The 24091-nt window shown below is 55.9% G+C and carries 23 protein-coding genes and 2 tRNA genes; 9 read left to right on the plus strand and 16 right to left on the minus strand.

Translation table 11 applies throughout. The features are described 5' to 3' along the window. The 7 genes from ACYZT9_RS02160 to ACYZT9_RS02190 all read left to right on the plus strand — a co-directional run bounded on the left by ACYZT9_RS02160 (nt 1) and on the right by ACYZT9_RS02190 (nt 6598). A complete protein-coding gene (locus tag ACYZT9_RS02160) occupies nt 1-1056 on the plus strand; it encodes a toprim domain-containing protein (protein WP_462008358.1) in 1056 nt (351 codons plus the stop codon). After that, complete coding sequence (locus tag ACYZT9_RS02165) at nt 1053-2738, plus strand: DUF3987 domain-containing protein (RefSeq protein ID WP_462008359.1); 1686 nt, start codon at nt 1053-1055, stop codon at nt 2736-2738. Before ACYZT9_RS02160 ends, ACYZT9_RS02165 begins: the two co-directional genes overlap by 4 nt. Further along, a complete protein-coding gene (locus ACYZT9_RS02170) occupies nt 2720-3304 on the plus strand; it encodes a hypothetical protein (protein ID WP_462008360.1) in 585 nt (194 codons plus the stop codon). The genes ACYZT9_RS02165 and ACYZT9_RS02170 overlap by 19 nt, the downstream gene beginning before the upstream one ends. After that, complete coding sequence (locus ACYZT9_RS02175) at nt 3301-3900, plus strand: hypothetical protein (RefSeq protein WP_462008361.1); 600 nt, start codon at nt 3301-3303, stop codon at nt 3898-3900. The genes ACYZT9_RS02170 and ACYZT9_RS02175 overlap by 4 nt, the downstream gene beginning before the upstream one ends. Before the next feature lie 378 nt (nt 3901-4278). Next, nucleotides 4279-4521 (plus strand): hypothetical protein, encoded by a 243-nt coding sequence (locus ACYZT9_RS02180; RefSeq protein WP_462008362.1) that lies wholly within the window; start codon nt 4279-4281, stop codon nt 4519-4521. 145 nt (nt 4522-4666) lie between these two features. Continuing rightward, nucleotides 4667-4864, plus strand: a complete 198-nt coding sequence (locus ACYZT9_RS02185) for a ribbon-helix-helix protein, CopG family (RefSeq protein ID WP_462008363.1) — start codon at nt 4667-4669, stop codon at nt 4862-4864. Between the two features lie 630 nt (nt 4865-5494). After that, on the plus strand, nt 5495-6598 hold the full coding sequence (locus tag ACYZT9_RS02190) for a sensor histidine kinase (protein WP_462008364.1): 1104 nt from the start codon (nt 5495-5497) through the stop codon (nt 6596-6598). A 1121-nt stretch (nt 6599-7719) separates the two neighbouring features. Here ACYZT9_RS02190 and ACYZT9_RS02195 read toward each other — a convergent pair. The 9 genes from ACYZT9_RS02195 to ACYZT9_RS02235 all read right to left on the minus strand — a co-directional run bounded on the left by ACYZT9_RS02195 (nt 7720) and on the right by ACYZT9_RS02235 (nt 15794). Further along, nucleotides 7720-8436: a hypothetical protein gene (locus ACYZT9_RS02195; protein ID WP_462008365.1), complete on the minus strand. Its 717-nt coding sequence runs from the start codon at nt 8434-8436 to the stop codon at nt 7720-7722. 937 nt (nt 8437-9373) lie between these two features. Then, nucleotides 9374-9583 carry a hypothetical protein gene (locus ACYZT9_RS02200; protein ID WP_462008366.1) on the minus strand — a complete coding sequence of 70 codons (210 nt, stop codon included), beginning with the start codon at nt 9581-9583 and terminating at the stop codon, nt 9374-9376. Between the two features lie 269 nt (nt 9584-9852). Beyond that, nucleotides 9853-9928 (minus strand) — tRNA-Thr (locus ACYZT9_RS02205). 119 nt (nt 9929-10047) lie between these two features. Further along, nucleotides 10048-11289 carry a nucleoside deaminase gene (locus ACYZT9_RS02210; protein ID WP_462008367.1) on the minus strand — a complete coding sequence of 414 codons (1242 nt, stop codon included), beginning with the start codon at nt 11287-11289 and terminating at the stop codon, nt 10048-10050. A gap of 298 nt (nt 11290-11587) precedes the next feature. Next, nucleotides 11588-12820, minus strand: a complete 1233-nt coding sequence (locus ACYZT9_RS02215; RefSeq protein ID WP_462008368.1) for a methyltransferase — start codon at nt 12818-12820, stop codon at nt 11588-11590. Further along, nucleotides 12801-13490, minus strand: a complete 690-nt coding sequence (locus tag ACYZT9_RS02220; RefSeq protein WP_008024975.1) for an ABC transporter permease — start codon at nt 13488-13490, stop codon at nt 12801-12803. The genes ACYZT9_RS02215 and ACYZT9_RS02220 overlap by 20 nt, the downstream gene beginning before the upstream one ends. Beyond that, nucleotides 13487-14182, minus strand: a complete 696-nt coding sequence (locus ACYZT9_RS02225; RefSeq protein WP_059406395.1) for an ABC transporter permease — start codon at nt 14180-14182, stop codon at nt 13487-13489. Before ACYZT9_RS02225 ends, ACYZT9_RS02220 begins: the two co-directional genes overlap by 4 nt. A gap of 78 nt (nt 14183-14260) precedes the next feature. Continuing rightward, nucleotides 14261-15007 carry an ABC transporter substrate-binding protein gene (locus tag ACYZT9_RS02230; protein WP_462008369.1) on the minus strand — a complete coding sequence of 249 codons (747 nt, stop codon included), beginning with the start codon at nt 15005-15007 and terminating at the stop codon, nt 14261-14263. Nucleotides 15008-15020: 13 nt separating this feature from the next. Further along, nucleotides 15021-15794, minus strand: coding sequence for an ABC transporter ATP-binding protein (locus ACYZT9_RS02235; RefSeq protein ID WP_462008370.1), 774 nt, complete (start codon nt 15792-15794; stop codon nt 15021-15023). Nucleotides 15795-16345: 551 nt separating this feature from the next. On the opposite strand from ACYZT9_RS02235, the gene gabP reads away from it, so the two are divergent. Further along, a complete protein-coding gene (gene gabP / locus ACYZT9_RS02240) occupies nt 16346-17737 on the plus strand; it encodes a GABA permease (protein ID WP_462008371.1) in 1392 nt (463 codons plus the stop codon). 72 nt (nt 17738-17809) lie between these two features. Here the strand turns inward: gabP and ACYZT9_RS02245 are convergent, their stop codons facing one another. The 4 genes from ACYZT9_RS02245 to ACYZT9_RS02260 all read right to left on the minus strand — a co-directional run bounded on the left by ACYZT9_RS02245 (nt 17810) and on the right by ACYZT9_RS02260 (nt 20814). Next, entirely contained in the window at nt 17810-18262 is a 453-nt protein-coding gene (locus tag ACYZT9_RS02245) for a hypothetical protein (protein ID WP_462008372.1), read from the minus strand. Between the two features lie 6 nt (nt 18263-18268). Next, a complete protein-coding gene (locus ACYZT9_RS02250; RefSeq protein WP_462008373.1) occupies nt 18269-18685 on the minus strand; it encodes a hypothetical protein in 417 nt (138 codons plus the stop codon). Nucleotides 18686-18705: 20 nt separating this feature from the next. Next, nucleotides 18706-19686 (minus strand): alpha/beta hydrolase family protein, encoded by a 981-nt coding sequence (locus ACYZT9_RS02255; protein ID WP_462008374.1) that lies wholly within the window; start codon nt 19684-19686, stop codon nt 18706-18708. Between the two features lie 69 nt (nt 19687-19755). Continuing rightward, nucleotides 19756-20814, minus strand: coding sequence for a PDDEXK nuclease domain-containing protein (locus ACYZT9_RS02260; RefSeq protein WP_462008375.1), 1059 nt, complete (start codon nt 20812-20814; stop codon nt 19756-19758). 262 nt (nt 20815-21076) lie between these two features. On the opposite strand from ACYZT9_RS02260, the gene ACYZT9_RS02265 reads away from it, so the two are divergent. Next, nucleotides 21077-21526, plus strand: coding sequence for a carboxypeptidase regulatory-like domain-containing protein (locus tag ACYZT9_RS02265; protein WP_462008376.1), 450 nt, complete (start codon nt 21077-21079; stop codon nt 21524-21526). Between the two features lie 265 nt (nt 21527-21791). Here the strand turns inward: ACYZT9_RS02265 and ACYZT9_RS02270 are convergent, their stop codons facing one another. The 3 genes from ACYZT9_RS02270 to ACYZT9_RS02280 all read right to left on the minus strand — a co-directional run bounded on the left by ACYZT9_RS02270 (nt 21792) and on the right by ACYZT9_RS02280 (nt 24012). Then, on the minus strand, nt 21792-22583 hold the full coding sequence (locus tag ACYZT9_RS02270; protein WP_462008377.1) for a TSUP family transporter: 792 nt from the start codon (nt 22581-22583) through the stop codon (nt 21792-21794). Nucleotides 22584-22650: 67 nt separating this feature from the next. After that, nucleotides 22651-23730: a hypothetical protein gene (locus tag ACYZT9_RS02275; RefSeq protein ID WP_462008378.1), complete on the minus strand. Its 1080-nt coding sequence runs from the start codon at nt 23728-23730 to the stop codon at nt 22651-22653. Nucleotides 23731-23936: 206 nt separating this feature from the next. Then, nucleotides 23937-24012, minus strand: a tRNA-Phe gene (locus ACYZT9_RS02280). Nucleotides 24013-24091: the final 79 nt, after the last annotated feature.

The raw sequence follows: 24091 nt of genomic DNA on the forward strand, positions 1-24091 counted from the left end.
ATGGGTACCCACCAACCTGCGAATCCACGCGGGCCGGCAGCGTTCGGCCTGAAGAAAGTTGCCCCCAACCTGATCCAGCTTCAGATCCAGCGCATCGCCAATGCTGCCTTGGTCTATATCTACAATCTGCTGACTGACTGGCTGCCGGATGGCACTCGCAAGGGCAAGGAGTATTGGGCGATCAATCCGGTGCGCGGTGACCGTAAGCCCGGGTCATTCAGCATCAACTTGCACACCGGCACCTGGCACGACTTCGCCAGTGGCGACAAAGGCGGCGACCTTGTGTCGTTGCTGGCCTATCTGCGCGGCTGCCGGCAGATCGATGCCGCTCGCATCATCGCCGGGCAACTGGGGCTGCCGTTCGACGGCGACCACAAACGTGACCTGCTCGCCGAGAAAATCGAGCGCCAGCGCATCGCCCGCCAGCGTGAACAACGCCAGCAGCAGGCTGATGTAGAAAGACGGGCCAAGTGGGAGCAGACCGCCACTCGTGCGCGTCGCGACTGGGCGCTTGCCGGACCGGCTGATCCCGATCATCCATACCTGGTCCGCAAGCGCATCAAACCCCACCATCTGCGTCAGTTCGGCAGCGTGCTGCTGGTTCCAATTTGCTGGCGCGGGGAAGTTGTGAACCTTCAACATATTGCGGCCGATGGCAAAAAGCGTTTCCTTCCGGGTGGTCGGATCACCGGCTGCTACTGCCCGTTCGGGCGTGTCGAGCCCGGCGTCGAACTGTTCATCGTCGAGGGTATCGCTACCGCCGCCACGCTTCACGAGCAGACCGGCAAGCCGGTTGCCGCTGCAATGAGCGCCAGTAATTTGTTGCCGGCTGGGTTGGAGCTGAAGCGCCGTTATCCCACTGCTGTATTGATCGTTGGCGGCGACGATGACCGCAGCAAGGAGGCCGAGGGCAAGCCCAACGCGGGCAAGGTGGCTGGCATCAATGCGGCTACGATGCTCGACTGTGGTTATGTGCTGCCGGCCTGGCCGGAGGATGCACCGCTGCATTTGTCCGACTTCAACGATTTGGCAGTATGGCGCGAGGGCCGGGCATGAGCGCGCCGCTGATGACCGAAGTAAAAGTGGCGACTATCGAATGGCGCGTGCCTGACAAGTTGCCCACTGAGCCGCCGCCCAAGCCCTATCCGAGCGACAGCCTGCCACCGATCATGCGGGATGCCGTGCATGCCATCGTCCGATACGTTGACGCGCCGGTAGTGCTGGCAGGTCAGTGCGTCATCGCTGCCGCTGCCTATCTGGCACAAACGCGAATCAACGCGCCACACATGCATATCCCTGAGGGGATGCCTTGCTCGTTGTTTCAGTTGGCCCTGGCCGACTCCGGGGACCGCAAGAGCGAATGCTACCGGCTTGCCTTCAAGCCTATCGAAGAGGCGGAGCGGACCAATCGTGATGAATACACCACGACAATGGTCCAGTACCGCAATATGCAGGTAGGCAAGAGCGGTAAAGCGTTGCAAGAGTACAAGGAGCAGGTTGCGCTGCCGTCCGATCCGCGCACTCTGTATGCCGATGCTACCTATGAGCGTATTGCCGGTGACTTTGTCAATGGCATGTCCTCAGCCATGTGGACGACAGATGAGGGTGGCCGCATTTTCGGCGGGTACAGCATGAAGTCCGACACCGTTCCTGCGACTGTCGGCGGTCTGGTCAAACTGTTCGACAGTGGCCGGGTCGAGCGTGATCGGGTAGGTGAGTTTGGCAATGGCATTGCCTACGACCGCCGCTTCGGCATTCACATGTTGGCTCAGGAAGTCACGGTACGGTCGGCGCTCAACGATCCGTTGTTGCAAGGGCAAGGTTTCCTTCCACGTTTCCTGATGGCCGCTGCACCTTCACTGGCGGGTACTCGTTTGTTGACCATCGAAAAAATGAAGGCCAGCGCCTACCGCGAACCGGCAGTGAAAATCTATTGGAGTCGCTGCAAGGAAATCGCGCGGATGAAGTCGTTCACCGACCCAGATGGTGCAGTGAAACCACCTGTCATCGAGTTGACGCAAGAGGCTGAACTGGCTTGGATGGTGTTCTACAACCGTGTCGAGGCCGAGCAAGGGAGCATCGGTGAGTATGGTGGGCCACTTAAGCCGTTTGCCAGTCGCAGCGGTGAGCTGGCCCGTCGACTCGCCGCTGTCTTTGCGCTTTTCAAGGGGGAGCTGGAGATCAGCGAGCAGACCATGATCGCCGCTTGCGAGATTGTTGAGCATTCGCTGCAGGAGTGGTCGCGCTATCTCGGCCAAAACGCGGCAGAGTCCAACGGTAACCGCGAAGCATTGGAACTGCTCGAATGGCTGAAGATGCAGCCTACTGTGCGCACTGTGACGGGTATTACTAAGGTAGGGCCGCGCAAGTTTCGCCCTGTGGCCAAGGCTCGTGGTGCCCTGCTTACCTTGATCACAGCCGGGTGGGTGGTTTTCCCAAAAGGCGATAACCAAGCATTCGAGATCAATCCGCACCAGCACGCCGATGGAGTGGCGAATTTGGCGAATCCGGCGAAAACCAGCGTCAACGCAGACGTAGTGGTCGGCGAATTCATGGCGAACGATGGCGAATCTACGGCTGAGCAAGATCACAGCGTGAACGTGCCTGGTGAAATTCGCCACCATTCGCCGCTCTTTCGCCATGACAGCGCCCAGCAAGTTCAAGCACATTCGCCAGATTCGCCAGATTCGCCGCCTACGCTTGCAGAAGGCACCAGCGAATGGAGTATGACGCTTTGATCGCTGCCGACTTGATTCGTCGCGCCGCCGATGCTGGTGTGTCAATGACCCACTGCAATGGCGGACTGCAACTTCGTGCGGTGGGCCAGCCGCCCACCGAACTGCTGGCTGAACTGAGTGCGCATAAAATCGAGATCATCGCCGCACTCAGCGCCGCCAATGATCCGATGCTGTCGAGTGCCTGGCTTTCCCGTCTCGCACGCCTGCTTGACACCCGTCCAGCCGTACTGCTGGAAGAGGGGCATTTGGAGTCGCACGACCTTGTCGAGCTGGCTCATGCGGACGTCGTGCTGGTGGCCGACATCATCCGCGCTAGCCCGGCGTGGATCGACCGGCCGCAGCGGGTCGAGCAATCGGTCGAGGTCCACGCCGTGGAGGAAGTTAAGCCGCAGCGCATCATCCACACCGCCGCTACGGCGTCAAAGGCATGGCGAGAGGCCGCTGCGGCGTACAACAACCACTGGATGAGTTGCCCTGACTGTTATGCGGCAACCGGTCGTTACTGCGTGGCTGGCCTTGATCTGCGCCAGCGTTATAACAACACCCCGATGGAGGCGAGCAAATGAACGATGCCCCAGCAGTGGAGTTTGTCATTGAGGAGAATGAGGAAAAGGCCAATGCCCGCAATTACCTGACTCCGGAGTGCGTGAACGCCGCATTGCTTGTTAGCAGTAACCTGCTCGGCAAGACGCCGTTCCCCGAGGCTGTCCTCGAACTGGGTCGGCAGACGACTGCAATCAACCGCGGCGACATGACCCGAGCAGAAGACATGTTGGTATCGCAAGCGCACTCTCTGGATGCTCTATTCGTGCATCTTGCGAGTCGGGCACTGTCGTCTAAAAACATGGACGGGCTGGAGTCCTACATGCGTCTCGCACTCAAGGCCCAGAACCAGGCCCGGGCCACCTTGCAGACCCTGGGCGAACTCAAAACCCCCAAGCAGGTTGCTTTCGTGAAGCAGGCGAATATCGGCAATCAGGTCCAGGTCAACAACGGTATTCAAGAGAAGCCCGCGCGCACGCGGAAAACCAAAAAAGCGCAGAACGAACTATTGGAGGTTGAGCATGGCGAACGGCTGGACACCCGAGCGACGGGCACGGCAGGCGGAGCTGATCCGGCAATGGCGACCTTGGGAGCAAAGCACCGGGCCGCGAAGCGCTGAGGGTAAGGCCGCTTCATCGCGCAATGCCTGGACAGGTGGGATGAGGACGCTGTTGCGAGAGCTGGCCGAAGAGCTGCGAGAGCAGGACAAGATCCGTCGCGAGATCCTAGACTGAGCGAAACGCCACGGATGGCGATTACCAAGTGCTTACACGCCCCGAATTTGTTGACACGTATCACTTTGAGTTGTCCCGACAAAGTGCAACGAAAAATACCTTTCCTAAGCCCTGAAGTTAAGACTCGTCCGTTCCGTTTTGTCCGTTTATGTGTTGCACATGAGGTGCACATAAACTGATACGTAAGCACACCATGTTCATCCGTGCATACACACGCACCACTGGCGTGGCTCCACTTGGTGGTTCTGGAGTCCGGAGCGGTCGTGCAGCATTTCCTCGAGCAGACTACGGCAGAGGTCGAGCAGGATGCTATGCGGCGCCATGGTGCTCTCCTGCTATCCGTAGTGCCCGTGCCAGATATCGAACGAGCGCTGACCGACAAGGAAATCGCCAAGGCCCTTGCCGGCAAGTTGGCGAAGCAGCCGACGCCCGTCATGGATGGTGAGGACTGGTTAGGGCGCCTCGCTCGCGTACTTGCTGAAGCAAGGTTTTCTCGACAGGCATGACCTGGTGGAACAGCAACACCAATTGCTCAAGGCCGGCATGTCTGATCCGCAGCAATCCGGCCTGACATGCTCCTCCTGTGGCTGACTGATCGCCAAAACACTGCTGAGACCCCATGAAACCGCAGCACCCATCAGGCCAAAAATCATGAGCAAAAACAGGATATTCAAGGAAACACCCAAGACCCGGCTGATTGTGTCAGTTGAAACTGAAACCGTGGCCGCGATTGATCGGCTGATCCGTTATCCCAGCGCCAACCGCTCAGAGTTCGTGCGTCTGGCTATCGAAGAGAAGCTGGAGCGTGACGTGGTTCTGTTTCTGAACCGTGTTTCAGTAGCTCCCTAAGCGTTCTGAAACAGTTGGATTTTCGTCGGCCCTAAAGCGTGCGGATTTTGATGATTTTCAGACCAATACGTTCATGCGCGCGTGCGCGCGTTTATAAAGCAGAACACTCAAAAAAATCGTGGCTTTATGTACGTTGGATGGCGGTTTCTTGTCGATTTCCGCCGACTGAGATAGTCAGCAATCGACCAGGCTGTGTGAAAACGTATGCCCCGTTTTGAAGTCTGCGTTGCTACGTAAAATCTGCCAGCGTTTGGTTAATCAGCAGGCCGTAAATTTGCGTAGGAACGCGATTTTCGTTGCAGTCCTGACTGTCAAACCTGCTCCAAAACGTTTTCACACAGCCTGGGCCAAAAGCTGCCATTGGACGTGTTGAAAATATCCGGCGAACGAAAATGTCTCCAGGTACTCCAATGAGCGCAGGATCCGGCAGGAGCAGTTACTGCGCTTCACCGTCCTGAGACGTTGCCATCATTCTTGCCACTAAACGAGTGTGGAAGTGAGATAGCGCTTCGAAGCGCTGATGTGGGCTATCCTTCGAGGAGCCATGATCGCAGCGAGCATCCAAAGGCCTTTGAGTGATAAATGACAATGAGCACTCAAGCTGAACTAGCGGCGAACGAATCTCTTCGGATGGACATCGTTCGCAGATACGCCATCCTTGATACCCCTCCGGATGGCGCGTTTGATCGTGTGACCGCAATAGCAGCACGCCTCCTAGGAACGCCGATAGCAATCGTGAGTATCGTCGATACAGATCGGATCTGGTTCAAATCCCATCATGGGCTCGACGCACAACAAATTCCCCGCAACTCTGGGCTCTGCGCCTCTGCGATCTTACAGAGCGGGCCTTGGTTGGTGACGGACGCTAGGCATGATCCTCGAACGCTCGCCAATCCCCTCGTCGCAGGCGAATTTGGGCTTCAATTTTACCTTGGTGTGCCGCTGCATACGCACGACGGCTTCAATCTGGGTACCTTATGTGTGTTGGACACGCAGCCGCGCACGGTTACTCAAGAACAGATCGACACATTGGCGGATCTTGCAAGCATTGTGATGGATCAGCTTGAGCTGCGCCTTTCCGCCATGCGATCCATAGCTGAAAAGGAAGCTGCACTGAATCATTCCCATTTGATGGCCGAGGAAATTGACCATCGAGTCATGAACAGCCTCCACTTGATTGTGTCGATGTTGAGCATTCAAAGCGCTCAGTTGGGCGGCTCTGAAGCCGCTAAAGAGATTTCTAGAGCGGCCGCCAAAATATTTGCCGTAGCAAATGTGCATCAACATATTAACGTCGGCAAGGCTGCCACTAGTCTCGATAGCGCTGACTATCTGGTTCAACTGTGTGCTGGCTTATCTACAATGTTGGGTTGTGGGAGTCAGGTGGAGATTTCGGTCCACGCCGTCCCTCTCTCCTTGGCCAGCGAACAACTCAGCCGACTCGGCCTTATCGTAAACGAGTTGGTGACCAATGCTTTGAAATACGGAGCTTCCAAGGTCAATGTACAATTAGCACCTTATCGGCACCAATATTGCTTAACCGTAAGTGACAACGGCAGGGGACTTCCAGCAGACTTTGATGTCGATAAAATGTCGGGGCTGGGAATGAAAGTAATTACCTCGCTTGTAAAAAACCTAGGCGGTTCGCTAAGTCATGAGCGCAATGCAAACGTAAGCGGCACCGTGTTTAAGATAAATTTTTCTCCTATGATGAGTTCTCGCCCTCCTCATTGAGGCCGTGCTAAAGAAGCTGGATCACAAGCTGGAGGCCATCATCTTTGATCCGGCCGTATTCGCTAGTTTCGAGGCAGTAAGCAGGCAAACACCAAAGGTGATTGATACGCTCTTGGTTGGTTTGGCGGGCAACCGGGTACTCCACCCGCTTGCGGCCCCAAGCAGACACAACCCCCCGGAACTTGCCGCAGCAGCACGCCGTGCAGCGCGCGCACGCGATACCCCAATTTGAGAGAAGGGTTCTTTTACCCGCCTTCAAGCGTTTTGTTGACAGAAACTATCACCCAAGTCTGGATATAGACGCTTCTAAACTTTTGGCATGGAGAATGCTGAGCGTTTACTAGACCACTAATGAGAGTTGAAGTGGCTAAAAGTGGATTAGTAGCGCTATTCAGCCAGTTCCTAAGCACGCAACCGCTACATAAATAAAAACCTGAAGGCGAATTAGCCGCTCATGGTATTAGCCCAACTTGAGGAGCACCTTTATGCGGTATGAGCCTGTAATTCTTACGTTAGCGCTCATTCTGTTTATTGCCGTGATTGGAGTCGCCTGGAGTCTGATCAGTCTGTTCAGCGGCTAAGGTGAACAGACAATTTAAAATTTGTCTCTCTTGATGTCCGCCATGGGTCAATGCAGCCCTTCGCGTCAGGCAGCAAACGGCCAAAAGCAGTCAATCACAAAATGGGCTCTCTCATCAGACTGCTTCACCGTGATTCGCATTGCGGCGGCGATCCGGCTTACTTTCGAACTCAGAATAAACCGGACATATCTATTTAGCGCCGTAAGCGAATCTGAAAATTGGCAAGTGAACGGGCTAGCTCGTACAGAAAAGGACAATGGTTTTGACTAATGCCAGAAATAGATCGCAGCGCCGAGAGAACCCGGTGGAGTGTTACTTATCAGGACTTGACGGCGGACGATGAAATGTTAGCTTCTGCCTTGGACGTGGCCAAGTATTGGCTGCACCGTATGCAGCAAGTGAATTGGTTGAGATTAGAACGGTTTCCGGCAACTGCGTCCGCGCTACACCAGGCCATCGTTTCTGCGTGTCCCCAATGGGCTGGGGCTGAGCTGCTGACCTTGTTCCGTGCTAAGAGCTATAATATTTATGATATCCCTCTTACTGAAGATCGATACGTTCGAGCAGTTTTAGTAGTTGACTATCTAGCATTTCAAAATCACTCCGTTGACTATCGAACTGGTAGAGCACTTCGATTCTGTCCCCAAACAGACGATCACTTTGATAGGTCATCAATACGCGACTTACATAAACAGGTCGCCTATCTGTCCCCTCAAACTCGTAAACAGTACGATCTCGCAATTTATACTCGCTCCGACCAGCCGTTACAGACGTAGGATTCATTCCTTTCAAAACAGCTTGGTACCGGGGAGTCGGGTTTGCAACAGGTCTAATCCGTACAATCATATGCGAATACTTAATTATTTCAGGCTTCACAATTTTCATATCTGTTAACCGAACACTGAACGTTACAATTTCAGACCCGTGGGATTGTAATAATTTGCACTCTGACGGAGTCACAGAAAACGTAAAACCAGTGACTTCACATCGCTCACTTTGAAGATCCAATGCGACGGCCAAAGAAGTTACGCCTGACGAAAGCAGCAAAAAACCTATTGCTAACGCTATAGAGACCCCCTTACCGATTCGTTGTATAGCGACCATTACATTCAGTAGGACTGGCGAAAGATTTTCAGTTTCTGCATGCCGCCCCAGCAAATTTTGAGGGCAAGGCCATGTGCCAGAACCAAATTGAAGCTCTTTGAAGCGTAACTGTATCGATTTTCGCCCAACTGGAATCGTCGCGCCCGTATTCAAGAAATTGCTCCTATCAGATTATTTGGCTGAAGGTAACGAATATTCGTCAGAGTGTCACCGAAGGCCCCTGATTTGAGTAGTCCACCCTGCTATCGCCAAAGGATTTAGAACCGACCAGCCTTCATCCGACTACCTATCGACTACAGGATGATATAGGGATTCGAACTCACTCACTTGAAGACGGGTATATACCTGAAAAAAACAGCGCTTTCATGCTCTGTATAAGGCATTGCCAAAAGTAGCAGGCGAGTACCGGGAGGAATCGATGAAATATGCGCTAGAAAAGATGGCCCATCCACGTGGTCTCGACGTCATCAAAACTAATCCGAGTGGTGCTCATCGTATGCTATACCCCCTTCTGCGCGGGCTTTTGATTCTCTTGGTCGAATGGCTGAGCAGCCTGGGCCCCGTGGCGCAGAGAGTGGCAATAGGCGTGGGCGCAATCCAACTATCGGTTTGTTCGTATTGCTAGGTCGCCGGAACAAAGCTTGGACGCTCATATTTTACAGACTCCCAGGCCATTGTAGTTACCTTCAAGAACGCTTACCAATCAGTCAATCCTTCCTGGGCTTGACCGGCGGCTATGGGTCGATGACCGCCCTTCACGACCCTCAAAAACCGGCCAATAGCAGACGGTGGGTAAAGTACGACTACGGCCATATAAATAGGAACGAGTCTGAAACGCGCGGTGGGTAAAATACGGTTTTGAGTGTGCAAATAGGAAGTAATCTTATTTGCACGCCGCAAATCACTCTAGAATCAGCAAAACCGACCTTATATGAGAGATCCTCTCATTCAACCCGTACTTTACCCACCCGATTCCGTACTTTACCCACCACCATAAATTGCCCAACCGACAACCGGACAAGCTTGCCGAACAGCGTCTGTGAACAGGCGTTTGCTGACGACCGTGACAGCTGCAATCGGCCAATTGAAGTCACTCCGGAGTCATCATCACTGCGAGCGTTATCTTGATGAACTCTTCATTTTTATCGATGGCTTCTAGTGCGCCGCGTACGTTCTCAGCGACCTCAGCAGAGCCTCGCTGTTCGACCCAGTTCGAAAGCTCCATGATGGCGGCTTCAAGGGCAAGTTGGTTTTCATTGAGTTTGAACAGCAGGGAAGGGAGTAGATCCGAGTTTGGCATGAGGGTTCCTCCATGATGAGGAAAGGGTAGCAGCATGTTGGTCGGGAGAGTCAGAAGCGGGAGTCGGCATTACTTCGCGACATGGAGATTTTTTCGGCGTGAAACAAACGCTGGAGATTGCCCCACAGCGTGGTGAGGTGACGGTCAATAAGAGTGCCATCAGCTTCAATCAAATGAGAAGCTGTGACCAAAGCTGTGACCAAATTTGAAATAAAGCCCCAGAAACAAAGAAGGCCCACCTTTCGGTGAGCCTAAGTTGTTGATCTATATGGTGCCGGCACCAGGAGTCGAACCCGGGACCTACTGATTACAAGTCAGTTGCTCTACCAACTGAGCTATACCGGCGTGTTAGGGCGACGATTATAGCGATTGGGTTGGTTCTGTAAACCCCTGAATTCAGACTATTTTTACGCAGCCATCAGACCAGCCTCGCAGACGCTTCTGCGGGGCTGGCCGGTGAAGCGTTATACGCCGTTTTTCACCGCGTTGATCAGGTCCTGACTCAGCACCTGAGCAGGCGCCACTTGCACGCTTTGCGTGTAGAACGGCGGCAGGTTCTGGGCCAGTGTCGACAACGCTTGCGCGGTGGTGTTGCCCGGCAGCAGCACGTATTGCAGGTTCGACGGATAGCTCTGCGGTACGGGGCCTTCCATGGTTGAACCGTAGGCGCCGAAGGTCATGACGGCCTGCGGTGTTGTCGGGTCGGGGGCGTAGAGGAAGACGAAGGTGCCGTACTTCGGATGTGTCAGGTATTGCTCGGCCTCGGCGCGAACCGCCGGGTCGGGGTCGTTCATCAGAGTCCAGCGCATGACGGCGTAGTTGCGCGTCGTTTCCATGAACGCTGTACGAATTGGCGACTGGTTCTCGACGCCTCCCTGGCACACCAGCAGGTTGCCGAATGGGTCGATCAGCGCTACCGAATTGAACACAGTGCTTTGCTGCGCAGTTTTCAGCAGCGGTGGAGCGAGTTCAGCGCCGGGGTCACGTGGGTTCGTCGATTGCACGGTCAACGCAAACGGGCTGAGCGCGGTCAGCGCCTGGCGCACTTTGCTGTTGGCCGGCAGGGTGGCCGGGTTTTGCAGTTGATCCGGCGGCAGGCCGCTGTTATTGCTGGCATCGCGCACGGTGTTGACGCTGGCGGAGAAGATCGAGCTGCACAGGAAGTACGCCGCCGAGTCGATGGTCTGGCCGCCGAACACCGGATTGGTCGAGCCCTGCCAGGCGCGGCTGACCGGCGCTGCAATCGCGTAATAGCCCCACGTGTTTTGCGCCTGCTGGCGGATTTGCGGCGGCAGCGACGGAAAGGTGAACTGGCTGTTGTAGTTGATGCCCGCGTAGTCATCGATTGCACTGACGGCGACGTTGAATCCTGCAGTCAGTAGCGAGCCGGCGCACATGGCGCACGGGTCGAGCGTGGTGACGACGGTCAGTTGGTTGGGCGGTGGCAGGTTGAGCGGCGCGACGTTTTCGTAATACCAGTCCACCAGTTGTCGTTCACCGTGGGCGGTCGGGTCATGGGGTAGAAAGTAAGTCGTGCCGCTGCCAGGAAAAGGCATCAGCACATTGTTGTGCAATGCGGCGATGATCTCGCCCGTTGCGTTGTTGATGATGGCGCCGCCCACCGCGAAGGTTTGCTGCAGCGCGGCGTAGATGGCTTCGTTGGCGACGGTATCGACGGCTTCCTGCGCACTGTTCAATGTGCTCATGTTTTCCCAGCTCCTTGCTGTCCTTGACGTCAGAGAATTCTGACGCTTGAACAAGATAGTTGAGGATTCCCAGGTCGATTATGTTCTTTTGGCTTAACGCTTATGCACAACGGGGCGATCGACGCACGCGGTTAAGATCGAAAATGTGGATCCATTCTCATTTTCTTGCAAATGCCTGTTTTTCCGGTTTTTTATCCGAGTGTACGAAAATTGAACAGTTTAGTTTCAGCCCTGAAACAGGCATGGATATTGGATCCACGATATTTCATCAACAGAGTTATCCACAGGCTGCGGGTGTTTAGGCGCGTTCCGCCAGCAACAGGAAATTACGCGGCGTGAGTTGGGGTTCGCAGAAAGTGCCGAGGCGAACGGTATAACCCTGTTCGGCGAGGAATAGTGCTCGATCAAGTACCAACCAGAGCTCCAGCGGACGTCGGAAAAGTCCGCGCAGGAGCTCCAGGTTGCGCACTTCAGCCAGTCGCTGCCAGCCGGCGACTTCGCTGGCTGACCAGTCCAGCGGACCGATTGTGGATAACTCTTTAAGTGCGGCCAAATGATGGCAGTAATCGGCGAAGGATCTGTCCAGCCAGGCGCTGGGCAGGGAAGGCGTGGGCAAGTATTCATCAACACCGCGCAGTCGCCGTTGCAGCAGGTCGAACGCCAGGCGTCGGGCCATGGAGGTGTCGCGCTGGCGCCGGACGCGGGCGCCGGCGGTGACAGTTTCACTCGCCGGCAGCGAAAGATCGTCGAGGGACAACTGTAGGTCGGAGCGACGTGCAACCGAGGAAACCGGCACATATTCACTGAGATTGATCCGGTTGTAGCAACACGGCGCAACGGCCAGTTGTTTGCACCCTGCAGCGCTGGCGAGCTGGATCAACCGCACATGCAGATCGCCACAGGCATGCAGTGCGACAGGTGTGTGATCGGCGGTCAGCAAAGAGGCTGCGCCAGGCGTGAGCACATCCTGCTCGACATGCAGCGCATGCAGTTGATGACGCTGGCTGAGTGCCTGGCCGCTGAGGACCAGTGCTGGATCATGCTCAAGGCACGTGAGCTGCTGACCGATTTGCAGCAACCGTCGCCCCAAGTGGCCCTTGCCAGAACACCAATCCAGCCAATGCTTCGACGGCGCAGCAAACGACAACCGACTGGCAAACGCCTCGATTTGCTGCCACTTGCGCCCCGGAACGTCGACATTCAAGCGATGCCCAGCTGGCTCCAGCGCATGAGCCGGCAACTGATCCACAGTGCTCAGCTCAAGCGACAACGCCGCCAGCGAAGCAAACGGCTCGGGCGCATCCAGTAAACAAGGTTGGTTATGAGCCCTTTCTGCGTCTTCCAGCGATCGCCCACGTAGCCACGAAGCCATCTCAGGGTAGGACGCTTCCCAAGGAAGGGTCAGATGAGTAAACGGTCGAGGCTTCCACAGCGCCTGATGCTCGATCAGAAACGCATCCAGCGCCGTGAAGCGGGCGAGTAAGTCCTCGCCCGTCAGCACGTGGGAAGAATCAACGCCCTTGGCAGGCATCGACGCGCAACCAGCGCTCCAGCAGCTTGAAGCCGCGAACCAGCACGTAAGCCATCAGCAAGTAGAACATGCCCGCCGCGAAGAAGATCTCCACGGGCAGATACGTCCGGGCAATGATGGTGCGGGCCATGCCGGTCAGTTCCAGCAAGGTCACCGTACTGGCCAGCGCGCTGGCCTTGAGCATCAGAATCACTTCGTTGCTGTACGCCGGCAGGCCGATACGCGCAGCGCGGGGGAGGATGATGTAGAACAGCGCTTTCGCCCGAGACATGCCCAGCGCCCGTGCTGCTTCGATCTCGCCCGGTGGAATGGCCTGAATCGCGCCGCGCAGGATCTCGGCGATGTAGGCCGCCGTGTGCAAGGTCATGGTCGCAGTTGCGCACCAGAAAGGATCGCGCAGGTACGGCCACATCGAGCTATTACGCACCGCATCGAATTGCGCGAGCCCGTAGTAGACCAGGAACAGTTGAACCAGCAACGGTGTGCCACGGAAAAAGAAGATGTAGCCGTAGGGGAATGCGCGCACCCACCACAGGCGCGACGAGCGCGCGATGCCCAGCGGAATCGCCAGCAACAGGCCGGCAATCACGGCGATGGCCACCAGTTCCAGGGTCAGCGTCGCGCCCTGAGCCAGTTTCGGCAGCCACTTGATGATGACTTCCCAGTTCATTGGGTGCTCCTCGCGAAGCCGCGAGCGGCGCGTTTTTCCATGAAGTGCATGCCTGTCATGGCCAGAATCGTCAGGCCCAGGTACATGAACGCGGCCACCATATAAAAGGTGAACGGTTGCTTGGACACGGTCACGCCGATTTGCGCGTGGCGCATGATTTCTTCCAGGCCGATGACCGACACCAACGCGGTGTCTTTCATCAGGATCATGAACAGGTTGCCCAGGCCGGGCAGGGCGATGCGCCACATCTGCGGCATGATCAGCCTGGTGAATATGCGGAATTTCGACAGGCCCAATGCAACGCCCGCTTCACGGTGACCTTTGGGAATGGCGAGGATCGCACCGCGAAACACTTCCGTGGCGTAGGCGCCGAAGCACAGCCCCAACGCAATCACGCCGGCGGCAAAGGCATTGAGTTCGAGGTCGGGATTGCCGAAAAACTCGCCCAAGGCACGCATCAGATTGACGGTGCCGAAGTAGATCAACAGGACCCAGAGCAATTCCGGGATGCCACGAACCAGTGTCGAGTAAGTGCCGCCAAGCCATTGCAGCGGCTTGTACGGGGAAGTCTTGGCCAAGGCGCCGAGCAAACCGAGCACCAGTCCGAGACACAGGGCCGAGAGTGCCAGTTTCACAGTCATCAGCGCGCCAGCGGCGAGCGCCGGGCCGAATCCGTAGAGATCGATAGTCATGGATTTCTTTTCAAATCGCGGCAGGCAATGCCGGGGACTGGCGCCGTCAGAAAACGGCGCCGGTCCGGCAGGTCAGAATCAATAGATGCTGAACGGGAAGTACTTGTCGTTGATCTTTTTGTAGGTGCCGTCAGCAACGATCTCTTTCAGTGCGACGTTCAGCTTCTCGCGGATCGCGTCGCCTTTACGCACGGCGATACCGATTTTGTCGCTTTCTTCCACCGGGTCGCCTTTGAATTCGTAAGACTTGCCGGCGTCGCTTTTCAGCCATTCGTAGTTGACGTATTTGTCGGCCAGGATGCCGTCCAGGCGACCCGAGGTCAGGTCGAGGTAGGCGTTTTCCTGGGTGTCGTAGAGTTTGATTTCAACGCCTTCCATGTTGTCTTCAAGCCAGGTGCCGGCGAGGGTCGCACGTTGTGCGCCGATCACTTTGCCTTGCAGGGACGCCTTGTCGGTTTTGAAGTCGATGTCTTTCTTGGCGATGAATTGCAGCTTGTTCGAGTAGTACGGGTCGGTGAAGTCGACCGCTTGCTTGCGCTCGTCGGTGATCGACATAGAGGAAATCAGGAAGTCGAACTTCTTGGCGGTCAGAGCCGGGATGATGCCGTCCCAGTCGGACGTGACCACGGTGCATTCGACTTTCATCTTGGCGCACAGGGCGTCGCCGATTTCCTTGTCGAAGCCGACAACATTGCCACTGGCATCTTTGTTGTTGAACGGCGGGTAGGCCGCTTCGATGCCCATCTTCAAGGTCTCGGCGGCGGCACCGGCGCTGAACGCCAGAGTGACGGCGGCAGCCAGGAAGATTTTTTTGTAGTTCTGCATGCGGGTAGCTCCGTTAGCGGTTGCTGGACATGAATTGTTTGCAGCGCGCCGAAAGCGGGTTTTCGAACACCTGCTGTGGCGATCCTTGCTCCTCTACCAGACCCTGGTGGAGGAACACCACTTCGCTGGACACCTGACGGGCGAATCCCATTTCGTGGGTGACCAGCAGCATGGTGCGGCCTTCTTCGGCCAATGCGCGGATGACATTAAGTACTTCCTGGACCATTTCCGGGTCAAGGGCAGAGGTAGGTTCGTCGAACAGAATCACCTTGGGCTGCATCGCCAGCGTGCGGGCGATGGCTGCGCGTTGTTGTTGACCTCCGGACAGTTGCGCCGGGTAGGCGTGACGCTTGTCAGCGATGCCAACCTTGGCCAGTAAGGCTTCGGCGACTTCGGTGGCCTCGGCCTTGCTCTGACCGAGCACGCGGCGTGGGGCTTCTATGATGTTGTCGAGCACGCTCATGTGCGGCCACAGATTAAAGTTTTGAAACACAAAACCAATCTCGCTGCGCAGGCGGTTGATCTGCTTGCCGTCGGCTGCGACCAGTTCACCGTTCTTGGCGGCTTTGAGCTTGAGTTCTTCGCCAGCCACCAGGATCTGACCCTGGTGCGGGTTTTCCAACAAATTGATGCAACGCAGAAACGTGGACTTGCCGGAACCGGAGGAACCCAGGATCGAGATCACATCGCCGTCGCGGGCGGTCAGCGAGATGCCTTTGAGCACCTCAAGCTGTCCGTAGCGTTTGTGCAAGTTGCGGATTTCAAGCGCGGGCGTGGCCTCAGCCATGTGCGTTCCTCATATGTGTTGCGCTCCTGCTGTTGGCGGGCCTTCCTGGCGAGGCGGCCAACCTAGCATAGCGTCTGAATGGCAGCCAACAGCGCTACAGGCGGTAAACGGGTGGCATGTGGCAGGTTGTCGCATCGGTACAGCAGACTGTCGCCCTGCTATCAACCGAACAGCCGTTTGAACCAGATCTGGTCGGCTGTCCCTTAAAAAAGGGCGCGATGTTGCCAGCTTTGGCGGGGTGTTGGAAGCGCTGAGCGGCCAAACGTTCCTCATCCGCACTTTTATTGTGCGCTGAGCCTTTTTTGTGTGTGTTTCCGGTGCGCGCATTCGTTCCTGAAGTGAGTCGCAGGGTAACGTTCTGGCTAACTGCCATTATTTTCAATGACTTGCGATGACTGTCCGGTCAGGGCGAGATCGCCGTATTAGTGTGGTTGAAACATTTTGGCGCATTTATTGCGTGCAGATTCCGGAACGCCCCGTTGGTTTCTTTTTACAGAAGAGAATTCACAGCGGGATGCACGCATTCGCTATTCCTTACAAAGGTAGTTTCAATGAGCAGTATCCAAAGCTCTAATGGCCTCGAACAGGGGCTCAAACCGCGTCATGTGACCATGCTGTCGATCGCCGGGGTTATCGGTGCCGGCCTGTTCGTTGGCTCGGGCCACGCTATCGCTGCAGCAGGCCCGGCCGTGCTGTTGGCCTACGCCGCCGCCGGTATGCTGGTGGTGTTGGTGATGCGCATGCTGGGTGAAATGGCGGTTGCTTCGCCGGACACGGGCTCCTTCTCGACATACGCCGATCGGGCGATCGGTCACTGGGCCGGTTTTACCATCGGCTGGTTGTACTGGTGGTTCTGGGTGCTGGTCATCCCGCTGGAGGCCAACGCCGCCGCAACCATCCTGCACGCCTGGTTCCCTGGCGTGGACATCTGGGCTTTCGCCCTGGTCATCACGATGCTGCTGACAGTCACTAACCTGTTCAGCGTGAAGAACTACGGCGAGTTCGAGTTCTGGTTCGCCCTGCTCAAGGTCGTGGCGATCATTGGTTTCATTGTTCTCGGCGTTCTGGCGATTTTCGGCTTCCTGCCGAACAGCCAGGTCAGCGGTGTTTCGCACCTGTTCGACACTCAGGGCTTCCTGCCAAACGGCATGGGTGCCGTGTTGGGTGCCATCCTGACGACCATGTTTTCGTTCATGGGCACCGAGATTGTGACCATCGCGGCCGCGGAATCGAAAAACCCTGGCAAGCAAATCTCCAAGGCCACCAACTCGGTGATTTGGCGGATTGGTTTGTTCTACCTGGTATCGATCTTTATCGTCGTGGCCCTGGTGCCATGGAACGACCCGGTACTGGCCAGCGTCGGTTCCTACCAGACAGTGCTTGAACGCATGGGCATCCCGAATGCGAAAATGATCGTCGACATCGTGGTGCTGGTTGCGGTGACCAGTTGCCTTAACTCGGCGCTCTACACGTCGTCGCGCATGATGTTTTCCCTGGGCAAACGCGGTGATGCGCCGGCCGTGTCCACGCGCACCAACAAGAGCGGCACGCCGTACTGGGCGGTGATGCTGTCCACTGGTGCAGCGTTCCTGGCAACATTCGCCAACTATGTGGCTCCGACTGCGGTGTTCGAATTCCTGCTGGCCAGCTCCGGCGCCATTGCGTTGCTGGTGTATCTGGTGATTGCGATCTCGCAACTGCGTATGCGCAAACAGCGAATGGCTCGTGGTGAAAAAATCGCCTTTAGCATGTGGCTGTTCCCGGGCCTGACCTACGCGGTGATCATATTCATCGTCGCGGCCCTGACCATCATGTTGTTCCAGGACGCCCACCGCGTGGAAATCCTCGCGACCGGTTTGTTGAGCCTGTGTGTGGTGGTTACCGGGTTGTTTGTGGCTCGCCGTCGCAAGCTGCAAAAAATTGGAGCGGTTGTGCTGAGTTGATTTGCACCGTGTGATGAAAAACGGCCGCTGTCAGTGATGACAGGCGGCCGTTTTTGTTTCTGGGGTCGGTGCTTACTCGCCCTTTTCTTCCTGGGCGTCCAGCGACTGACGATAGCTGTCCAGCGCATCGCCGAAATCGGTGATGAACTGCGGATCGGTCAGCCAGGCCTGGGCGGCATCGCGGTCCATGCCGTCGGCCCACATGCGGTAGTCGATCAGCATGTCGGCGGCCAGGTGGGTGGCGGCCATGGCTTCGTTGTCGGCGTTTTCCATGTCCAGCAGTTCTGGATGGTCGCTGATGATTTCGGCTAGGTTCGTCAGCAGCATCAGCAGCATGCTGTTGCGGCTGATGGATTCCGCGTCGCGCATTTTGCTGAACATCGCCAGGGTGTATTCCGGGATCGGTTCGCCGATTTCGCCAAGGTCGTCATCCAGCGTGGCGGGCTTTCGGCCGTGGATATTGATTTGTCTGGCTTTGATCTTGGCGCGTTTGGCGCGTTTCTGTTGCTTGTTCAGGGATGCCATGGGAACTCAGTTCGGTTTCTGTTGGTTTTGGGCCGCGATGGCTTCGGAAGCCGCCACGTAATCAACCTGGAAGGCTGGGGATTCGATCCAGGCCAGGGCGCCGGCTTCGTCGACTTCGGTGGACCATTGGCTGTACTCGATTAGCGCCCCGATGATGAAGTCTGTGGCTGTTTCTTCGCCTTCCTGCTGCAGCACCAGCGCGAGCAGTGGGTGTTCAAGAAAGGCCGCGCACATGGCTTGTTGGCTGATCTTTTCCGCGTCGATCATTTCTTTGAACAGGTCGGTGAGGTCCACCGATTCAAAGTCGATTCGATCGTCGTTCGGATCCAGCTCGACCGGCGCGGCAGCCCTTTGGGTGCGGTTCTGCTTGGCCTTGGCTTTGGCGCGGGTGGCGCGTTTTTGCTGCTTGTTGGCGGAGGCCATGGGTTTTGATCCGTCGTGCGTTAAAAGGACTCGCTGCGTGGCACTGTCCGCCCGGGGGTATCGGGAGCCAATTCGCCGTTTTGCAGCCAGGACAATGCAATGGGCCATAGTGTGGCTTGGTATGCGCTACGAAAAAAGGCGAAATGTCCGACTTCTGCTTCGCCGATGTCTTCGGGGGCAATTCGCAAGTGGGTGTTCGTACCGCCGCTGAAGTAGCCCAGCAGACGTTCTATGGCCGGGATCGTGCCGTAAGGATCGTCGGTGATGCTGATGGCCAGGGTTTTGGCTGTCATCGTCGCGAAGGGTAGCGAGCCGGTTTTCGCGGAGATAATGCGACCGCTGGGGCGCGTTTCGTACCGGGCGGTGGGCGTGCTCCAGTCGCGGACCACACCGGCGGGTGTGTCTTCCAGCCAGCCAAGGCGCTTTCCGGGGAAATATCCGCAGATCATCGTGATCAGCGGCATCATCACATGCCATTTGCCGAACATCCGCCAGCGATGAGCAGGCGCATAGTCGCGCCAGTAAGCGAATTGCGCGCCGACGGTCACTAGGCGCCGGATCAGATGCCCTGAAGCTCCCAGGCCCGCCGCACAGCCTCCAAAGCTGTGGCCGACGACGTCGATGGGCTGATCGGGAAATTCACGTTGAGCGCGCTTGAGTATCGCCTCGAAATCCAGTGCACCCCAGTCGGACCATGAAGCGTCGAAATCTTTTAATGACGCGGGGCGCGATTCGCCGATGCCGCGGTAGTCATAGCTGATGACGTCGAAGCCGTTGGCAAACAGGTAGTCGGCGAAAAGCGAGTAATGCCGGCAGCGGACTGAGGTGGCAGCGTTGATGATGATGACCGGGCGCGCGATGTCTCGAGCGGCGTGCCGCCAAGTGAAACCGCCGAGGATGACGCCGTCTGCGGCGGGTTCCTTGAAGGGTTCGCCAGAAGCGAAGGCTGGCAGCGGCAACTCGATTTGAGTGGGTGCCAGTGGCGTGTCCTGCAAATTCATCGACTTCGGACCTTTGCGGGTAGCTGCCAACGATAGTCTTCACGCAGCGTGCTAACAATCCATCCGTGGTTATAGAGGGATCTGATCGAGCAGTCGCTCCTCGATTGCTGCGCGTTCCCGATCCAGTTCTGCACGCAGTTCCTCTTCGCTAGGAAGTATTAGCTTGTACTTGCTGGCGAATAGTTGTTCGTTACCCTGTAAAACCGAGTAGCGCACCACTGACTCGTTTTTTTGCGCGCAAAGAATGATGCCGACGGTCGGCCCGTCTTCATCGTTGCGCTTGAGGTCATCATACATTCGGACATACATGTCCATTTGCCCGACATCCTGATGGGTCAATTCGCCTCGCTTGAGATCAAAGATGACAAAGCACTTGAGCAGGTAGTTGTAGAACACCAGATCGACGTAGAAGTCTCTGCCTTCGGTGCTTATGCGTTGCTGGCGCGCTATGAAAGCGAAACCTTTGCCGAGCTCAAGCAGAAAGCCCTGAAGCTGCTCTATGAGTGCTTGTTCAAGTTCGGTTTCCAGAACAACTCCAGTACTGGGTAGGCCGAGAAATTCCAGCATCACGGGATCTCGAATGAATTCGCGCGGGCTGTCGTTCATTGAATGGATGTTCGTAGCGGCTTCCTCCATGACGGTAGTCTTGTCCCGACTCAGCAACAGGCGCTCGTAGTAGAGGGTACTGATCTGGCGCTCCAAGGCCCGGCTCGACCAGTTTTGGTTGGCAGCTTCGTCCATGTACCATTGACGTGCCGTGTCACTATCGACTCGCAGGAGTCTGCGGTAGTGGGTCCAGCTCAATTCGAGACGCAGTGCGTCTCGAATTGGAAACGCTTGATAAAACAGTCGCATTTTTCGCAAGTTGGTTTCGTCAAAGCCCTTCCCGAACTCCACTGTCAGTACCTTCGCCAGTGTTGCCAGCAACTGCTTCCCATAACCTGCACGACGCGCGCCCTCCTGCTCGAATTCCACAATATGCCTTCCGATCTGCCAGCACGTTTGCACCTGGACTGTATCGACTACCCGTAGCACCTTCTGCCGTGCCTCACGAATCAGTTCTCCAAGATTGCCAAGTAGCGAGGCGAGTTGTGGATCTTGAGTTTTATCGGGTCTGAGTGCGCTCATGGAAGTCTTCCGCCAATGGATGAACAGGCAGAAGAGGATTGCAGGGGAGGTGGGGGCTGCGATGCCGGGCGCGGCTGGTAAACCGGAAGGAAAGCCCGATTGGTTTTGCGGGATCGCTCCGACGGCAATCCATGCTGGGGGAATACAACGCGTAGTCCATTTCGCAGTGAGCCCAAGGCCGAATCAATCTAAAACCCGCCGCACACAGGGAAATCAAAAATAAGGTAACGAATGGATTCTGCGGAGCCCGGGAGTGCCCATCATGAAACACGTCCATGCGTTCATTCTGCCGCTCGCTGCCGTGGGGCTGTTGATGTTTCCCGTGATGTTACAGGCGGCCAGTCTGGAGCCAATCGACAGTTCAGGCGTGCACGTTCAGCGGCAAGAGCAAAACGGGATTATCTATCTTTCCGGTGGTGTCGGCGAGGATGAGGCGAAGGCTATCCAGCAGACCACGGGCTACAACTTGCACATGACCTTCGCCATAGGGCCGGAAAATAAATACATCCCCGATGTAGAGGTGGCCATTCAGAAAGCCCAAGGGCAAACCGTGCTCACCCTGAGTGAGGCTGGCCCGCTGGTGTACGTTCAATTGCCTCCCGGCAAGTACACCGTTGTCGCAACGCGCAATGGCGAGGAACGACGTGACACGGCTGATGTGGGAAGCGGTGCGGCCCGCAATCTGGTCTTTCATTGGAACAGCGCCGAATAGAGGCAAATGAAAGAGGCAAAAGCATCGCGCGGCTGGTGATGAAAACCGAGTCCATCAAATCCCAAGCATAAAAAGACCCTGAATCTTCCGATTCAGGGTCTTCGGTATTGGGTGCCAGAGACGGAATAAAACCACCGACACTGGGAGTTCGACGGCGCGCGACGTCAACGTTGATAGCCCTCGAAAGTCTATAAAAAGTAATGCGCAGGGAGGGTGGGCTGCGATCAAAGTTGAAGGCAAGAACTGGTCAGCGCCGCACCGGTAATCATAGCGAAGCCAACGATTCGAGGACCGCAACGCGCAAAGGATTGGTTTCTACGCTCAGCAGCTTGATGGCCAAGGCGCAGCAGACCACGATCAACATGGGTTTGATCAACCGTGGACCGACGCGAACAGCGGCTCGTGCACCCAATTGAGCGCCGATGAAGGCCGCCAAAGCCATGGCTATGGCAACCGGCCAAATAATCACACCTTTGGTAATGAAGACCGACAAGGAACCCAGGTTGCATGAGGCGTTGGCAAGTTTGGTAAAACTCATGGCCCGCATCATGCCCAAGCCGCAGAGGAGTACAAAACCGACAATAAAGAAAGAGCCCACACCGGGGCCAAATATACCGTCGTAAAAGCCCAGGATCGGCGCCACGGTAAATGAAAAAAGCAGAACGCCGATTCTCTTGCGTCGATCTTCATTGGCCAGCTTGGGAGAGAAAGCAAAATAGATGGCCACCAGAATCAGCATGACAGGCACGCAAACTTCCAGATATCGCTTATCAACATAGCTGACCAGCAAGGCGCCACTGGCGCCGCCAATAAATCCGCAGATCACGAGGAAACGGCCTTCGCGCCACTCGATCATTCCTTTGCGCGCAAAGGTTACAGTTGCCGAAATAGTTGCCGAAGCGGCCTGGAACTTGTTAGTTGCAATCGCACTGATGGGGTCTACCCCGGCCAAAAACAGTGCAGGCAACGTAATCAGTCCACCACCACCTGCAATAGCATCAAAAAAACCGGCGCAAAATGCGACGAGCGCCAACACACCAAGTACATCCCAAGACATTACATTCCCTCTTTTATAATTATTGGCCGATTATCCACAAAACCAGCAGTCTGGACGTGTGACAAAATCATCCCTGCAGCCGCAACGGATCCTCTGAAATAACAAGAGGGGTCGAAAATTTCGATAGACCGAAAATGCGGACCAGAACACGTCTGTTGTCTCTGATGACATCGCGGCAGTGCAGGGCTCGGACGTTATTGATGACCATGGCTGACTCTTGCGTCAACGTGTACTCGACTGGAGTTGCTTCGCTTACCCCCTGGCAAAGGGCGGCGTAGGCCGTTTTGACAAAATTCGAGACGTTGTCATTGACCGAAAAGCGATACGAGTTGAAGCGGGCTGCGAACCCGACCTTGTCGTCAAACTCCAGAATCGAAACGTTGCGACCATCTTCCCCTTTGCCACTGACAAAGGAGTCGCTACGAGTGAATTGGAAGTTACCCGTGGTCAATGCGAGGCAGTTGGTGACGCCGATTTTATCGAGTATGGGAGGCAGTGGAATGACCCGCGTAGGTTCCAGGCTCGGGTTCCAGAGGGCGGAAAGTATGAGCGACGACGGAGAGGGCGAGTGCCCGTCTTTAGCGTTCACGGCGCACCAGTAAGGCGCCTCGGTATGCGGGCCAAGCGCGAGGCCGGAATGGGAGCTCAGTTCTTTGATTTCCGGCTCGGCATTGATTTTGATGAGTCCTCCACCTTTGAAGTTGGCAACCAATCGAACCAGTTTCCCTTCGTTGTCCATGTCATAGGCAAAGGCACGGTTATCCACCAGGTTCAACAAGATCTGATTACGGGCGGCCAGGCAAAGGACGTCGCAACGATTTTCCAGGGATGTCAGGTCTGGTAGTTCATCTGGGGGGCTGACATCGGTGATTTTTTGCAGCCCTTCAAAGATCAATACGGAAATGAGGCCGTCGGAGTAGGCAGCCAGCGGTTCGCATTGGTCTGTCGAAAACGAAAGCTTTAGTTCGGTGGCTGCCCGAGAGGCTTTTGACTTGGCTCCTGTTGCCTGCGGCCCGCCGATGGCGGCCAGTTCTTCGGCGAACTTGTGAAGCAATGTTGACTGCCGAATATCAAAGTTGAAAGTTCTGATTTCTTGCTCAGTCAAAAACTCAGCGGTTTCGACGTCTTGTTTAATGGCGCCAGTCATTGTCTACGTCCCTGTTGTGTATCTGCTCCCGGCTATGCGGCAGCTCCTCCTCTGATTCTGCTCAATCCGATCATCAGCGTATGTCGTCCTTTTCCGTTAAAGCATACGGAGCGTTCCGACTTACCTGAGAGACTGCCAAAATGGTGCTTCATCAAATCCCAGGCATAAAAAAACCCTGAATCTTGCGATTCAGGGTTTTCGGTATTTGGTGCCCAGAGACGGAATCGAACCGCCGACACGGGGATTTTCAATCCCCTGCTCTACCGACTGAGCTATCTGGGCAACGGGGCGCATTAAACGGGTTTTTCAGGGGGTCGTCAAGCAAGTTTTCAAAAAAAATTTAACTATTACCGTCGCTTAC

This window comes from Pseudomonas sp. ZT5P21 (assembly GCF_054897785.1).

Coding starts and splice junctions, on each gene's coding strand:
- ACYZT9_RS02160 (WP_462008358.1), top strand. CDS start 1: ATGGGTACCCACCAACCTGCGAATCCACGCGGGCCGGCAGCGTTCGGC.
- ACYZT9_RS02165 (WP_462008359.1), top strand. CDS start 1,053: ATGAGCGCGCCGCTGATGACCGAAGTAAAAGTGGCGACTATCGAATGG.
- ACYZT9_RS02170 (WP_462008360.1), top strand. CDS start 2,720: ATGGAGTATGACGCTTTGATCGCTGCCGACTTGATTCGTCGCGCCGCC.
- ACYZT9_RS02175 (WP_462008361.1), top strand. CDS start 3,301: ATGAACGATGCCCCAGCAGTGGAGTTTGTCATTGAGGAGAATGAGGAA.
- ACYZT9_RS02185 (WP_462008363.1), top strand. CDS start 4,667: ATGAGCAAAAACAGGATATTCAAGGAAACACCCAAGACCCGGCTGATT.
- ACYZT9_RS02190 (WP_462008364.1), top strand. CDS start 5,495: ATGGACATCGTTCGCAGATACGCCATCCTTGATACCCCTCCGGATGGC.
- ACYZT9_RS02200 (WP_462008366.1), bottom strand. CDS start 9,583: ATGCCAAACTCGGATCTACTCCCTTCCCTGCTGTTCAAACTCAATGAA.
- ACYZT9_RS02210 (WP_462008367.1), bottom strand. CDS start 11,289: ATGAGCACATTGAACAGTGCGCAGGAAGCCGTCGATACCGTCGCCAAC.
- ACYZT9_RS02215 (WP_462008368.1), bottom strand. CDS start 12,820: ATGCCTGCCAAGGGCGTTGATTCTTCCCACGTGCTGACGGGCGAGGAC.
- ACYZT9_RS02220 (WP_008024975.1), bottom strand. CDS start 13,490: ATGAACTGGGAAGTCATCATCAAGTGGCTGCCGAAACTGGCTCAGGGC.
- ACYZT9_RS02225 (WP_059406395.1), bottom strand. CDS start 14,182: ATGACTATCGATCTCTACGGATTCGGCCCGGCGCTCGCCGCTGGCGCG.
- ACYZT9_RS02230 (WP_462008369.1), bottom strand. CDS start 15,007: ATGCAGAACTACAAAAAAATCTTCCTGGCTGCCGCCGTCACTCTGGCG.
- ACYZT9_RS02235 (WP_462008370.1), bottom strand. CDS start 15,794: ATGGCTGAGGCCACGCCCGCGCTTGAAATCCGCAACTTGCACAAACGC.
- gabP (WP_462008371.1), top strand. CDS start 16,346: ATGAGCAGTATCCAAAGCTCTAATGGCCTCGAACAGGGGCTCAAACCG.
- ACYZT9_RS02245 (WP_462008372.1), bottom strand. CDS start 18,262: ATGGCATCCCTGAACAAGCAACAGAAACGCGCCAAACGCGCCAAGATC.
- ACYZT9_RS02250 (WP_462008373.1), bottom strand. CDS start 18,685: ATGGCCTCCGCCAACAAGCAGCAAAAACGCGCCACCCGCGCCAAAGCC.
- ACYZT9_RS02255 (WP_462008374.1), bottom strand. CDS start 19,686: ATGAATTTGCAGGACACGCCACTGGCACCCACTCAAATCGAGTTGCCG.
- ACYZT9_RS02260 (WP_462008375.1), bottom strand. CDS start 20,814: ATGAGCGCACTCAGACCCGATAAAACTCAAGATCCACAACTCGCCTCG.
- ACYZT9_RS02265 (WP_462008376.1), top strand. CDS start 21,077: ATGAAACACGTCCATGCGTTCATTCTGCCGCTCGCTGCCGTGGGGCTG.
- ACYZT9_RS02270 (WP_462008377.1), bottom strand. CDS start 22,583: ATGTCTTGGGATGTACTTGGTGTGTTGGCGCTCGTCGCATTTTGCGCC.
- ACYZT9_RS02275 (WP_462008378.1), bottom strand. CDS start 23,730: ATGACTGGCGCCATTAAACAAGACGTCGAAACCGCTGAGTTTTTGACT.